9 protein-coding genes are annotated in these 14,925 nt (G+C 61.4%); 4 read left to right on the top strand and 5 right to left on the bottom strand.

The annotated features are described in order from the left end of the window. The first annotated feature begins 318 nt into the window (after positions 1-318). Positions 319-2,211, top strand: coding sequence for a sigma-54-dependent Fis family transcriptional regulator (locus GCM43_RS25260; RefSeq protein WP_226929665.1), 1,893 nt, complete (start codon positions 319-321; stop codon positions 2,209-2,211). On the opposite strand, the gene GCM43_RS25265 is transcribed toward GCM43_RS25260, so the two are convergent. Together GCM43_RS25265 and adh are read right to left on the bottom strand one after the other, a co-directional pair. Beyond that, positions 2,195-2,581, bottom strand: coding sequence for a DUF779 domain-containing protein (locus GCM43_RS25265; protein ID WP_152248636.1), 387 nt, complete (start codon positions 2,579-2,581; stop codon positions 2,195-2,197). The genes GCM43_RS25260 and GCM43_RS25265 overlap by 17 nt on opposite strands. A gap of 6 nt (positions 2,582-2,587) precedes the next feature. Next, positions 2,588-4,108, bottom strand: coding sequence for an aldehyde dehydrogenase (gene adh, locus GCM43_RS25270; protein WP_152248637.1), 1,521 nt, complete (start codon positions 4,106-4,108; stop codon positions 2,588-2,590). A gap of 264 nt (positions 4,109-4,372) precedes the next feature. On the opposite strand from adh, the gene GCM43_RS25275 reads away from it, so the two are divergent. Continuing rightward, complete coding sequence (locus GCM43_RS25275) at positions 4,373-6,502, top strand: TonB-dependent receptor family protein (RefSeq protein ID WP_152248638.1); 2,130 nt, start codon at positions 4,373-4,375, stop codon at positions 6,500-6,502. Here GCM43_RS25275 and rtcA read toward each other — a convergent pair. From rtcA to GCM43_RS25290, 3 genes are all read right to left on the bottom strand, one after another. Then, positions 6,499-7,533, bottom strand: a complete 1,035-nt coding sequence (gene rtcA, locus GCM43_RS25280) for an RNA 3'-terminal phosphate cyclase (RefSeq protein ID WP_152248639.1) — start codon at positions 7,531-7,533, stop codon at positions 6,499-6,501. The genes GCM43_RS25275 and rtcA overlap by 4 nt on opposite strands. A gap of 34 nt (positions 7,534-7,567) precedes the next feature. Further along, positions 7,568-8,803 carry an RtcB family protein gene (locus tag GCM43_RS25285; protein WP_152248640.1) on the bottom strand — a complete coding sequence of 412 codons (1,236 nt, stop codon included), beginning with the start codon at positions 8,801-8,803 and terminating at the stop codon, positions 7,568-7,570. 226 nt (positions 8,804-9,029) lie between these two features. Next, entirely contained in the window at positions 9,030-10,592 is a 1,563-nt protein-coding gene (locus GCM43_RS25290; RefSeq protein ID WP_152248641.1) for a vWA domain-containing protein, read from the bottom strand. A gap of 183 nt (positions 10,593-10,775) precedes the next feature. On the opposite strand from GCM43_RS25290, the gene rtcR reads away from it, so the two are divergent. Both rtcR and GCM43_RS25300 read left to right on the top strand, forming a co-directional pair. Next, positions 10,776-12,383 (top strand): RNA repair transcriptional activator RtcR, encoded by a 1,608-nt coding sequence (rtcR, locus tag GCM43_RS25295; RefSeq protein ID WP_152248642.1) that lies wholly within the window; start codon positions 10,776-10,778, stop codon positions 12,381-12,383. A gap of 164 nt (positions 12,384-12,547) precedes the next feature. After that, positions 12,548-14,647, top strand: coding sequence for a methyl-accepting chemotaxis protein (locus tag GCM43_RS25300; RefSeq protein ID WP_152248643.1), 2,100 nt, complete (start codon positions 12,548-12,550; stop codon positions 14,645-14,647). Positions 14,648-14,925 lie beyond the last annotated feature (278 nt).

Here is a 14,925-nt window from a genome sequence, read left to right on the forward strand (position 1 = left end):
ACTGTTAATTGTTAAAGAACTGTATTCGGTAAAGCTTGTTTCGCGCTATCGACAAAGCGTTGTGTTTGTCAGCTGCGAAGAAGGAAGAGTATGAAGCGTTTCGCTTATTTCGTCAACCTTCTTTTTTCACTCGCTTCACAGTCATTTGCATGTACTGCGTTGCGAGGGACAGAACTATAGCAAACGCCTGCAAAGTCGGCAAGGCCTATTTTGCTACTGCCTGGCGTTTTTGCACGCGCCCGTGACAGGTGCTACATTATGGAAGCCCAGCGAGCCGCGCCCATGAGAGCAGCGGCCAACCGAGACCAAGGGAGCACCATGTACCGTTCCACTACGGCGTCTGCCTGGACAGACGATATGCGTTCGATTATCGAGACTTCGCATCGGCGCTCGATCAACTACGGCTTGCAGCCGGAATCGTCTGCCGAGCTCACTGCGCTGGCACGCGGCGACCTGTCGGTATTGATCGAACAGAACCGCTTGCTACACGCACATGCTGTGCCGGCGATGGAAACGCTGTACCAGCAAATCGTCGATACCCATCATATGGTCATACTGACCGATGCTGCCGGCGTGATCGTCCATTCGCTGGGCGACGACGACTTTCTGGCCAAGGCCGACCGTGTCGCCCTCAAGCCAGGCGCGGCCTGGTCGGAAGCATGCAGAGGCACGAACGCGATCGGCACGGCAATTGCCGAAAAATCTCCGGCGCTGGTCCATGCCGACCAGCATTATCTGGCGGCCAACCATTTCCTGACCTGCTCGGCTGCACCCATCACCGACCATAAAGGCAATGTGATCGGCGTACTCGACGTATCAGGCGACCGCCGCAGCTTTCACAAGCACACCATGGCGCTGGTGCGCATGTCGGCGCTGATGATCGAGAACCAGTTGTTTGCGGCCAATTTTGAAGAGGCGATCACGCTACATTTCCATACACGTCCCGAGTTTGTCGGCACGCTGATGGAAGGCATCGCCTCCTTTACCCCGGGTGGGCGCTTCCTGGCTGCCAACCGCAACGGCCTGTTCCAGCTTGGCCTGCCCTTGTCGGGATTGCAAACACATTCTTTCAGTTCACTGTTCGGCCTGCCCGTCTCGGCGCTGTACGAACATTACCGTACTGCCGCTCCCGGCATGCTCAACCTGTGCATGCATAACGGCGTGCGTGTGCATGGCCGCGCCCAGCTGCGGCTAAGCAACAGCGTCTTCCAGCCGCCCCTGCGACCAGCGCCACCGGCAGCACCGCAGGCGCGCCGCCTGTCCGGCCTGCGCTACCTGCGCACCGGTGACGCGCAGCTCGAGCAGGTGATCGACAAGGTCAGCCGCGTACTGGGGCACGATATTCCCATCATGATCATGGGCGAAACCGGTACCGGCAAGGAACTTCTGGCGCAGGCCATCCATCACGATTCGCCACGCGCGGCCAGCCCGTTTGTGGCGGTCAACTGCGCTTCGATTCCGGAAACGTTGATCGAATCCGAACTGTTCGGCTATGAAGATGGCGCTTTTACCGGTGCCCGCAAGAAAGGCGCTACCGGCAAGATACTGCAGGCCAATGGTGGCACGCTGTTTCTCGACGAGATCGGCGATATGCCCGTCAGCCTGCAGGCACGCTTGCTACGCGTACTGCAGGAACGCATGGTGACGCCGCTCGGCAGCGACAAGTCGATCCCGGTCGACATCGAGCTGGTCTGCGCCACCAACCACAACCTGCGCGAGCGCATGGCACAGCGCCTGTTCCGCGAAGACCTGTACTACCGGCTCAATGGCCTGGTGGTCAAGCTGCCGCCGCTGCGCGAACGCAGCGACCTCGATGCAGTGGTGCGCAAGATCCTGGCAAGCGAAGCCGAAAGCAGCCGCTACCGCATTTCAAGCGAACTGCAAAAGCTGTTCCATCAGCATTGCTGGCCCGGCAACCTGCGCCAGCTGACCAATTTGCTGCGTACCGCCATCGTGATGGCCGGCAGCGAACAGGAAATCGGCCTGCGCCATATGCCCGACGACTTTCTCGACGATATTGCGCAGTCGCCGCCGCCGGATGCCAGCGCCAGCAGCGAGCATCTGCCATCAGCTGGTGGCAAGCTCGAAGACATGCAGCAATCCATGATCACGGCGGCGCTGCAAGCGCATGGCGGCAATGTGTCGGCCACGGCGCGCGCATTGGGCGTGTCGCGCAATACCGTTTATCGCAAAGTCAAGGGCCTGCAGTAACGGCGCCCAGCGGCGGCAATTGCGCCAGCTCTTCATCGTTAAACAGGCGCGAGCGGGTCAGGAAGCGCCGGCCGGTGCCGTTGTCGAGCGAAAACATGCCGCCGTTGCCGTCGACCACATCGATAATGAGCTGGGTATGCTCCCAGTACGCAAATTGCTCGACGCCCATGTAGAACGGTGCGCCGTCGAGGCTGCCAAGGCAGACATCGGTGTCGGAGATATTGAACTCTCCGGCCGGATAGCACATCGGCGTGCTGCCGTCACAGCAGCCGCCTGACTGAAAGAACATCAGCGGACCATGCCGGTCGCGCAGCGCAGCCATCAGCTCCAGGGCGGCCGCAGTGGCCGTAACGCGCGGCATGGTCATCATGGCTCCTTAGAAAAAGCCCAGCGCGTTCGGGCTGTAGGAGACCAACAAGTTCTTGGTCTGCTGGTAGTGGTCGAGCATCATCTTGTGGTTTTCACGGCCGATGCCCGACTGCTTGTAGCCGCCGAACGCGGCATGCGCCGGATACAGATGATAGCAATTGGTCCACACGCGACCAGCCTGGATGGCGCGCCCGACACGGAAGGCGCGCGAACCGTCGCGCGTCCACAGGCCGGCGCCCAGGCCATACAAGGTATCGTTGGCAATGCGCAGCGCATCGGCTTCATCCTTGAAGGTAGTGACCGACACCACCGGCCCGAAAATCTCCTCCTGGAAGATGCGCATGCTGTTGTCGCCCTTGAAGACCGTCGGGCGCACATAGTAGCCGTCTTTCAGATCGCCGCCCTGCGTGTTGCGCTCGCCGCCGGCCAGCACTTCGGCGCCTTCCTGCCTGCCGATGTCGATATACGAGAGAATTTTTTCCAGCTGCTCCTGCGACGCCTGCGCGCCCAACATGGTCGATGCATCGAGCGGATTGCCCTGCTTGATGGCGGCCACGCGTTTCAGCGCGCGCTCGATAAAGGCTTCATAGATCGATTCCTGGATCAGCACGCGCGACGGGCAGGTGCAGACCTCGCCTTGGTTCAGCGCAAACATGGCAAAGCCTTCCAGGCATTTGTCAAAGAAAGCGTCGTCGGCGTCCATCACATCGGCAAAGAAGATATTGGGCGACTTTCCGCCCAGTTCCAGCGTAACGGGAATCAGGTTTTGCGCTGCGTACTGCATGATCAGGCGGCCGGTGCCGGTTTCGCCGGTAAACGCGATCTTGGCAATGCGCTTGTTCGAGGCCAGCGGCTTGCCCGCCTCCAGGCCAAAGCCATTGACGATATTGAGCACGCCCGGCGGCAGCAGGTCGCCGATCAGTTCAACCAGCACCATGATTGAGGCTGGCGTCTGCTCGGCCGGCTTGAGCACCACGCAGTTGCCTGCCGCCAGCGCCGGCGCCAGCTTCCAGACCGCCATCAGGATAGGGAAATTCCATGGAATGATCTGGCCCACCACGCCTAGCGGCTCATGGAAATGGTAGGCGTAGGTTTCCGCGTCAATCTGTGCGACCGAGCCTTCCTGGGCGCGGATGCAGCCGGCAAAATAGCGGAAATGGTCGATCGCCAGTGGAATATCGGCGGCCGTGGTTTCGCGGATCGGCTTGCCGTTGTCGATGGTTTCGGCAGTGGCGATCAGCGCCAGGTTCGCTTCCATGCGGTCGGCAATCTTGTTGAGGATATTGGCGCGCTCGGTCTGCGAGGTCTTGCCCCAAGCCTCTTTGGCGGCATGGGCGGCGTCCAGCGCCAGCTCCACGTCTTCGGCGGTGGAGCGCGCCACTTCGCAAAATACCTGGCCCGTGATCGGCGTGATATTGCCGAAGTATTCGCCTTTGACAGGCGCGACGAACTTGCCGCCGATGTAGTTGTCATAGCGTTGCTTGAAAGGATTGGCTACGCCCAGTTTGCTGATATCTGCCAGATTCATGTCGTCCTCTTTCTCTTTTATAGGCACTGCAATCAAAGCTTCCGTCAGGGAAGCCTACCCATAGCTTTGCAAATGCCGTGCCAGCGCCATTGCCACGTCAATAAGGGTAAAGCGACCTCCATCTGTGCCATGACTGAACAACAAGGTGTATCAGGCTGTGCCAAATCTGAACAGTACAGCGGCCACACTGCACAGCCTGCACGATGTCGACGGCTAATTTATGATGCGAATAACAAAAACCCGCCGCAAGCGAATGGAGTCTTCATGCAGCAGTTCCCCAGCCGTCTCAACGCCGTTGCCGCCCTGTTTGCCCTGACCAGCCCGCTGCCGCTGACAGCTGCCGAAGCGCAAGGCGCCACCTTGCCGGTGGCCGAGGTGGTCGTGGTCAGTGCCACGCGCGTCGCCCATCCGAGCTTTGATTTGCCCGCTTCCGTCGATGTGGTAGACCGCGCGCGCATCGAGGACGGCCAGATCCGCGTCAATGCCTCCGAAGCGCTGGCTGGTGTGCCGGGGCTGGTAGTACAGAACCGCCAGAACTATGCGCAGGACCTGCAGATCTCCTCGCGCGGCTTCGGCGCCCGTTCGGCCTTTGGCGTGCGCGGCGTGCGCCTGGTCAGCGACGGCATTCCCGCCAGCATGCCGGACGGCCAGGGCCAGGCCGCCACCTTCAATCTCGACACGGCCGAGCGCATCGAAGTGCTGCGCGGCCCGTTTTCCGCCATCTACGGCAACCACTCGGGCGGCGTGATCCAGCTGTTTTCAAAGGACGGCCAAAACCCGCCGTCGGTCGAGTTCAACGTGACTGGCGGCAGCGACGGCACCAGCAAGATCGATCTCGGTGCGCAAGGCCAGGCCGGCGCCATTGGCTATGTGCTCGACGCCTCGCGCTTTCGCACTGACGGTTTTCGCGACCATAGCGCCGCCACGCGCGAGCAGGCATTTGGCAAGATCACCGTCAAACCAACAAACGACAGCAAGCTGACCATCGTTGCCAACTCGCTGCACCAGGGCAATACGCAAGACCCGTTGGGCGCGACGTGGGCGACCTTTGCACGCAATCCGCGCGCCGGCGAAATCGACGCGACCGATACGCAAAACCCGAAACGCACGCTGGCCGAGCGCTACAACACGCGCAAAAGCATCGACCATCAGCAGATCGGCGCCACCTGGGAACAGCGCTTCGGCGAAGACCGTCTGCATATCACCGCCTATGGCGGCAACCGCGATGTGATCCAGTACCAGGCCTTTACCAAAGGCTTCCAGGCGCCAGCCAGCCATTCGGGCGGGGTGGTCGACTTCCAGCGCGATTTTTACGGCATCGACGCCAACTGGATGCATGTCAACCAACTGGCTAGCGGCAAGCTCAACACTACCTTCGGTATCGACTATGGGCGCTCCAAAGATAACCGCAGCGGCTATGAAAACTTTATCGGCGACAACTACGGCGTCAAAGGCCGGCTGCGTCGCGATGAGCAGGACATCGTCTCCAGCCTCGACCCGTATCTGCAGCTGGAATGGCAAAGCGGTCCGTGGATGCTGAGCGCTGGCGTGCGCCACAGCAAGATGAAGGTGTCGGTCGACGATCGTTACCTGGCCAATGGCAACGACAGCGGCAGCATGGAATTGAGCCATACCACGCCGGTGCTGGGCTTGCTGTATCAGTTCACGCCCGACCTCAATGGCTATGTCAGCGCGGCGCGCGGCTTCGAAGCGCCAACGCTCAACGAACTGTTCTACTCGGGCGCCGGCAGCGGCTTCAATTTCAATCTCAAGCCATCCACCAGCACCAACCTGGAAGCCGGCGTCAAGGCGCGCATCACGCACAACACGCGTCTCAACGCCGCCGTATTCCAGATCCATACCGACGACGAACTGGTGGTCGATGTCTCGAGCGGTGGGCGCACCAGCTACAAGAACGCCAGCAAAACGCTGCGCCAGGGCGCTGAAATATCGCTCGATTCAACCCTGCCGTATGGTTTTACCACGCGCTTGGCCGTCTCCAGCCTGCACGCGGTGTATGACGAGGCGTTTGGCGCAGTCGCCAAAGGCAGCCGCCTGCCTGGTGTGCCGAGCGCCAATCTGTTTGCCGAACTGGCGTGGAACGATGCGCAGGAGCGCCTGGGCGCGGCGCTCGAAAGCGTGGCCAGCAACAAGGTCTACGCGGAAGACAGCAACCGTGAAAAGCCAGCGCCCGGCTACACCGTGTTCAATGCCCGCATCAACGCCAAACAAAGCGTGGGCAACTGGCGCTTCAAGCAGTTTGCGCGGCTGAACAACCTGCTCGACCGCAGCTATGTGGGATCGGTGATCGTGGGCGACGCCAACAAGCGCTATTACGAAGCAGCACCGGGACGCAACTGGCTGCTGGGCGCCAGTGCGCAGTATGTGTTTTAAACGCGGCTTTCCACTGTGCACAGGGCGGCGCGCTTAGTGTCATGCTCGTGCTGTTCGAAGCGTATCGTGACCGGCAGGAAGCGCTCGATAATGTCGGCATTGGTGCGCGCATGCTGCGATACGCTGCTGGCAGTAAAGGCACCGCTGCCAGCCAGCGCCAGCGGCAGCAGCAACTGGTCGGCCAGGTGTTCGCCCACGGCCGCACCTGAAACCAGGTACTGGCGCACTTCCTGCAGCAAGCGCTTGCCCACGGCTTCGGCCGTCAGCCCGCGTTCGCCAAATGCAGCAAACACTTCCGTCACATGCTGGTGCTCGAGCGTCAGCAGCAGCACATTACCCGGGCCCTGGTCTGCCGGCAGCCTCCTGCAGAGCAGTTGTTCTTCGGTCCAGCCCATACCCGAGCCGATCACGGCCAGCTCGCGCCGCGCCACCTGCCCCGGCACACCGGCCACAAAACCTTCTGCATACCCGGCACACCGCTCGCCGCGCTGCAGCAGTTCGAGCGGCTGCAGGCGCGCGCATGGCTGTATGCTGGCGCGCACGACGCCGCCGCCGGCCGGATAAAAGCCGAAGCGCAACTGCTCGATATCAATCTGCGCGCCCATCTGCGCCAGCACGCGGCCGTAAGCGCGCTGCAGAAAATGCACGGGCGGCGCCAGCGGATTGTGGGTGCCGCCGGTGATCTGCACGGTAGACGGCGCATTGGCATGCAGCAGCGCCGGGATCAGTGTCTGCAACACCAGCGTGCTGCTGCCGGCGCTGCCGATGGCAAAGCTGTAATCGCCGCCGCGCACTTTGCCGGGAACGAACTCGAGCATGCTCGCGCCCAGCGCCACCGGCGACAGGCGTGCTCCACATACTTGCGCTGCCGCCTGCACCGCCACCAGATGCTGGCGCAGCAGGCCCGGCTTGGGCCGTCGCGCGCGGATATTGGCCAGCCTGAACGGCTGACCCGTGATCATCGACAGCGTCAGCGCCGAACGCAAAACCTGTCCGCCGCCCTCGCCTTCGGAACCATCAATTTCCATCATAGTGCTTCTCTTTCTATCCCTTATCCCTTATCCCTTATCCCTTGACGCAGACGACCTGCTTGAGCACATGGACCACGTCCACCAGCTCGCGCTGGGCCAGCATCACCGCATCGATATCCTTGTAGGCCATCGGAATCTCGTCGATCACATTGGCGTCCTTGCGGCATTCCACGCCCTCGGTGGCGCGCACCTGGTCGGCCAGGCTGAAGCGACGCTTGGCTTCCGTGCGGCTCATGGTGCGTCCGGCACCATGGCTGCAGCTATGAAAGCTCTCGGCATTGCCCTTGCCGCGCACGATAAAGCTCTTGGCCCCCATCGAGCCGGGAATAATGCCAAGTTCGCCCTCGCGCGCCGATACGGCGCCCTTGCGCGTGACCAGCACGTCCTTGCCGAAGTGGTGCTCCTTCTGCACATAGTTATGGTGGCAGTTGACGGCTTCCACATGCGTCTGGAACGGCTTGGCGATAATCGTGCGCACGGCCGCAATCAGGTTCTGCATCATCACTTCGCGGTTGTTGCGGGCAAAGCGCTGCGCCCAGCCGACCGCCTCCACGTAATCATTGTAGTGCTGCGTCCCTTCGGCCAGGTAGGCCAGGTCCTGGTCGGGCAGATTAATGAAATGGGTGCGCATATCCTGCTTGGCCAGCTCGATAAAGTGCGTGCCGATGGCGTTGCCCACGCCACGTGAACCGGAATGGAGCATGAACCAGACGGCGCCTTCTTCATCGAGGCAGATTTCCACGAAGTGGTTGCCGCCGCCCAGCGTGCCCAGGTGGCGATGATTGTTGGTGTTTTTGAGACGTGGCGTCTTCTGGCAGATCACGTCGAATTCATCTTTCAGCTGCAGCCAGGCCGCATCGACGGCGGACGGCGGCGTATGCCAGGAACCCTCGTCACGGCCGCGATGACCGCGCGTCTTGGGCGACATGCCGTGCGGGATAGCGCGCTCGATGGCGCTGCGCAAAGGGCCCAGGTTGTCGGGCAGGTCGTTTGCATTGAGGGTCGTCTTGGCGGCCATCATGCCGCAACCGATATCGACGCCAACCGCGGCCGGGATCACCGCGCCCAGCGTGGGAATCACGCTGCCGATGGTCGAGCCTTTACCCAGATGCACATCGGGCATCACGGCAATATGCTTGTAGATAAACGGCAGCGTGGCCGTATTGCGCAGCTGCTTGCGCGCCGCTTCTTCGACCGGCACACCGTGGGTCCACATCTTGACGGGACGGCTGCCTTCGCTATGCATCACTTCGATTTGCTCATTTTTCATGGCTGTTCTCTTCTTCTCATTTCAAGATCATGGGCCCGACCAGGGGTGACAAGATTTCTGACGACAGTGAGCTGGCGCCAGGCCGGTCTGACGCGGCTAAACGATGTAATCCTGTCTGCATTCGGGGTACTGCCTGCTATAACGTTGCATGACCAGTAATGGACAAGACACTTGACATGTAGCCCTGTCCGCATTCATGCGTACTGCCTGGAGCGCATCCGGCTTGTCAATGCTCCGACAGCGCGATTGCTTCTATTTCGCCTACCCAGTGGGCAGGCTGCAACTGCCCGGCCGCAAACGTGGCGATCAGCCTGAAAACATCGTCGGAAAAACCGCCGACATTCAAAATATCGTCACGTTCGCCAGCCTGCGTGGTGGCATGCGGCGCAATATCGATGCACACCATCCTGGCCTCTGGATTGCGCTGCTTGAACAGCTGCCACTGCACCATGGTGGCGGTGGCGCCGGCCCGCGTGGCGTCGATCCACGATTCGTTGTCGGACACGTAGATCACCAGGTCGGCCAGCGCCTTCGTGCTGTTCAGGCGCATCAAAGGCGCGCTGCAGTTGGTGCCGCCGCCACCGATGGCGGCCAGCCTGGCCGCGTTATCCATCACGCTGGCGTCGGCATCGAGCTTGCATGCCACCACGCCCTGCTCGAACGGCAGTACGGTTGCCTGGCGATTGCTGCGCAACATGGCCGCCGCGATCAGCGCCGCCACATCGATGCAGCGCACGCTGGAAGTGGCGCTGCCGCGGTAGCCGCTGACGGGCGACGACATCGACCCCGATACATCCGGGCAGACCACCACGCGCCCTGCAATCTGCGGCACCTGCACCAGCGACAGCTCCAGCGCCCGTTCGAGCGCCTGGCGCACCACAGCCGGCACGGCGTCGCTGGCAGCCAGCAGGGCCGACATCAGCTGGTACGGCATCACGCGCGCCGTCGCCACTGCCTGTGGATCGCACAATTTTCCGGCGACCAGTTCGGCCATGCCCTCGACCTCGAACACGCCATGGCGTGCAAAGGTATTGAGGTTCATGCGCAGCATCTGCCAGCCGCCCTGGCGCGCAATCTGCACCCAGGCTGCCCGGTCCAGTGGTTGCGCCGTCAGCATCTGGAATGGCACTGGCGGCAGCGGAAGATTGCGCTCGCGCTTCCAGGCCTCGAATGCGGCCAGCGCCGGCGGCAATGCCGCTGCATGCGGCTTGCCGACCAGCCAGGCAAAGAACGCGGCGCGCCAGGCCTGGCGCGGTTGCGGATGCACCATCTTGACGATATCGGCCAGCGACGGCGCAGTGCCGACGCAAGCTGCCAGCAGGGTCTTTTCATCAGCTGCGTTAAGCCAGGCCTGCACCAGCTTTTTCGGACGCGTGCCCAGCGACTTGCGGCCGGTCACGCCGGAACGCAGGATCTGCACGAAGTTGCGCAGCATCTTGCCGTTGTCGATCACGCGACTGAACGCCGGCGCCAGCTGCGCCGCACCCTGCGCCGCCAATACCGCCAGCAGCAGCGCCGGCATGTCTTTCATATGACTGCGTTCGCGGCAATACACGGCAGTCTGCGCAATGAATTGCGGATCGATGTCCTGGCACAGTTCCAGTACGGTGGCCAGTTGCGCTTCGGCGCTGGCATAGTACGTAGAGTTCAGGCAGCCGGTGGCCGCGTATTGCGCCAGCCGGTGGCGCGGCGCCAGCGCATAGGCTGGCGCACCTTCCACATTGACGGCCATTGCTGCTGGCAATCGGGATTGCGCGCTTGCGCTTTGAAACAACCGGGTATTGGCCATGCTTTCCTCGTTCCTTTTATCTCGTTTCTTCCCTCTATATTGCAAGCGGCGTGCCAGCTTTTGAAAAATCGATAAAGCGAACGCAAGTAATTGATTGGCCGAAGAAAAAAAATCTCATCGCGCTTTCATCGAATTTCAATATTCTGATACGATTATCTTTTAAGATAAATTTTTATCCTAAATATGAAAAACAAACGAACAGTGGTAATCGGCTTTCTCGGCACGCAGCTCGATAACGGCAGCGGCGCGGCGCGCTGGGAAAAGTGGCGGCCAAGCGTGGCGCTGACGCAATATGATGACCAGGTCATCGACCGCTACGAGCTGCTCTACACCGGCAAGCGCTTCGAGAGCCTGGTGCAGCGCGTCGCCCAGGACATCGCCAGCGTGTCGCCTGAAACCGCATTGCGCACGCACGACCTGCCGATCGACGACGCCTGGGATTTCGAAGGCGTGTATGGCGCGCTGTACGACTTTGCGCAGCACTACCCCTTCGATCCCGAGCGCGAGGAGTACTGGATCCATATCACCACCGGCAGCCATGTGGCGCAGATCTGCCTGTTCCTGATGACGGAAGCGCGCTACTTTCCAGGCAAGCTGCTGCAGACCTCGCCACCGAAACGCCAGCAGGCCGGCAATCCCGGCAACTATGCGCTGATCGACCTGGACCTGTCGCGCTACGACCAGATTGCACAGCGCTTTGTACGCGAGCAGCAGGCTGGCGTCGCCTTTCTGAAGTCCGGCATCGCCACCCGCAACGCCCGCTTCAACGCCATGATCGACGAGATCGAGCGCGTGGCCGTCAAGTCAAAGGCGCCGATGCTGCTGATGGGGCCGACCGGCGCCGGCAAGTCCTTCCTGGCGCGCCGCGTGTATGAATTGAAGAAATCACGGCACCAGATCGACGGCAAATTCATCGACCTCAATTGCGCCACCCTGCATGGCGACGGCGCTGCTTCGACCCTGTTCGGCCATATCAAGGGCGCCTTTACCGGAGCGGGAAGCGACCGGCCCGGCCTGCTGCGCAGCGCCCACAAAGGACTGCTGTTTCTCGATGAAATAGGCGAACTGGGGCTCGACGAACAGGCCATGCTGCTCAAGGCGATCGAGGAAAAGCGCTTTTTCCCGGTCGGCGCCGACGCCGAAGTGCACAGCGACTTCCAGCTGATTGCCGGTACCAACCGCGACCTGGCCAGGGAAGTCGCTGCCGGTCGCTTTCGCGAAGACCTGTATGCGCGCATCAATCTGTGGACCTATGAGCTGCCGGGCCTGGCGCAACGGGCGGAAGATATCGAGCCCAATCTCGACTTCCTGCTGGCGCAATACGGCGCCGAAACGGGCGAACGCGTGCGCTTCAATACGGAAGCACGCGCACGTTTCATGCAGTTTGCCATCTCGCCCGCCGCCGCCTGGAGCGGCAATTTCCGCGACCTGTCGGCGGCCGTTACACGCCTGGCCACGCTGTCGGAGGCCGGCCGCATCGGCATCGAATGCGTGAATGAGGAAATTGGCCGGCTGCAGCGCCAGTGGCGCCATCATGTCGCCGATGAACACGGCGAAGTCGACCTCGATACCGTGATGGGCGCAGAAGCTGCGGCCGGCCTCGATCTGTTCGATGCACTGCAGTTGCGCAGCGTGCTGCAGATATGCCGGCAGTCTGACAGCTTGTCCGACGCCGGGCGCAAGCTGTACGCCGTCTCGCGCGCAGCCAAGGCCCGCCCCAACGATGCGGACCGCCTGAAAAAATACCTGGCACGTTTCTCCCTGGAATGGGAGCACTGCGGGCGAAAATAACCACGCCATTCGGCTGCTGTTGTAAGACGGCTGCATATAACTGAAATTTACTGTGCCGCCATGGATAAACAGTTACGATCTTGCAAAGCGGAATCAAATTCGGCTCACGCCGGACTGACTCGCGGCAACGATCACGCATTTGTTTATTCGTCTGGAGCAGTCATATGCAAGCCTTGAGTACGCTTTCCCTGAACACCCGTATCTGCCTCAATGCCAGCGCGCTAGTCATCCTGAGCCTAGCCATTACGGCCACCGTCACCGGCATTCGCACCCGCGACAGCGCACAGGGCGCGTCCATGGAACTGGCCCGCACGGCGGCACTGGCGGCGGCCGAAGCAACCAAGACCCGTATCATCGGCAACCTGGGCGCAGTGTCCATGGTGGCCGGCACGGTGCAATCGACACTGGCGGCAGGCCAGCCCCTGAGCCGCGACCAGGCCAACGCCATCAACCAGGCCACGCTGCGCAGCTCAAGCGACCTGATCGGCACATCGATCGCCATGGAACCGGGGAAGTTCGACGAGCGCGACGCCGAGTTTGCCGGCAAGGGGCCGGCCTATGACGCCAGCGGCCGCTATATGCCCTATTACACCAACAATCCGGCCGGTGGCTACAATGTCACGGCCATTGAATTTAGCAATGCACCAGGCGCCAACGACTGGTACGACGTGCCACTCAAATCGGGCAAGCGCTTTTTCAGCGAACCTTACGGCTATCCGGTCAATGGCAAGGAAGTGCTGATGTCCTCGCTGGTCGCGCCGATCATCGTCGATGGCAAATCGCGCGGCGTGGTTACCGGCGACTTCCAGCTCACCAAACTGACCGACATCCTGGCAGCCATGCGCACGCTCGAAGGCGGCAAGCTGTCGCTCATTTCCAACGGCGGCATGTATGCCAGCAATCCCGACGCTGCACGTAACGGCAAGCGCGCCGACGACTTGCCGGCTGACGCGCTAGAGGCCATTCGCTCGGGCAAAAGCCATGAATACGAAGCCGACGGCATGGTCTCGCTGATCCAGCCGCTGCGACTGCATGAAGACATCGCACCATGGGCCGTACGCCTGTCTTTCCCGAAAAGCGTGGCCACGGCGGCGGCCCGTCAGCTATTGATGTATACCGTGATCGTGTCGGCCCTGTGCGCGGTGATCGCTGCGTTTGTGATGGTCGCCACCTTGCGACGCCAGACCCGGCCGCTGCGCGAACTGGCCCATACCATGACCCAGCTATCGAGCGGCAACGCCGATCTCACCCAGCGCCTGGCGGCCAAGGGCGGCGATGAATTGGCCGTCATCGGCCAGGGCTTCAACCAGTTTGTCAGCAAGATCGAAGATGTGATGGCGCGCGTGCGCGACAGCTCGGCCAGCGTGGCCACCGCCAGCGCCGAGATCAGCCAGGGCAATGCCGATCTGTCGGCACGCACCGAACAGCAGGCCAGCTCACTGGAAGAAACCGCCGCTTCGATGGAAGAACTGACCGGCACCGTGCGGCAAAATTCCGACAACGCAGCCCAGGCGCGCCAGCTGGCGTCGAGCGCATCGGAGGTGGCGGCAAAAGGCGGCGCGGTGGTGGCCGAAGTGGTCGATACCATGGCCGCTATCAACGACTCGTCCAGCAAAGTAGTCGATATTATTGCCGTGATCGACGGAATTGCCTTCCAGACCAATATCCTGGCACTCAATGCAGCGGTGGAAGCGGCGCGCGCCGGTGAACAGGGGCGCGGCTTTGCGGTGGTGGCCACCGAGGTACGCAATCTCGCGCATCGCAGCGCCAGTGCCGCCAAGGAGATCAAGGAGCTGATCGGCAATTCGGTCGATCAGGTAACGCGCGGCAGCGCCCTAGTGCAAAACGCCGGCGCCACCATGGCGGAAGTCGTTGCCAGCGTGCGCCGGGTTGACGATATCGTTGCCGAGATCGCATCAGCCAGCGCCGAGCAAAGCAGCGGCATCGGCCAGGTCACCCAGGCCATCGGACAGATGGACGGCGTGACCCAGCAAAATGCAGCACTGGTCGAACAGGCGGCCGCCGCGGCAGAAAGCCTGAAGGAACAGGCCGCCACGCTGGTGGCGCTGGTGGGACAGTTCCAGATCAGTGGCGCCAGTACGACAATGGCCAGTTTGCCGCCGGTTGCACCGGTCAAGGTTGCAAAAGTACTGCCAGCTTCCCCGCGCCCCGCAGGCAAACCACCGAAAGCCGTGGCAGCGCCACAGCCCAAAGCGAAGACGGTGAAAAAGCCTGCAGGGGAAGATGAGTGGGAGGAGTTCTAAGCTTAACGCGTAGGTCGGATTAGCGCGCAGCGCGTAATCCGACAACACCGCAGGTGCCAACAATATTGTGGGGTTTGAGCCAACAATGTTGTCGGATTACGGCCCGAAGGGCCTAATCCGACCTACGAGTCAACGTGGTTTGCCAAATCCCCAGACGTAAAAAAACCCCAACCGGATTACCGATTGGGGTTTTTTCGAATAACAAGCCTGACAATAACCTACTTTCACACTGGTTGCAGCACTATCATCGGCGCAAAGTTGTTTCACGGTCCTGTTCG

This window comes from Janthinobacterium aquaticum, from assembly GCF_009208565.1.
Classification (GTDB): Bacteria; Pseudomonadota; Gammaproteobacteria; order Burkholderiales; family Burkholderiaceae_D; genus Janthinobacterium.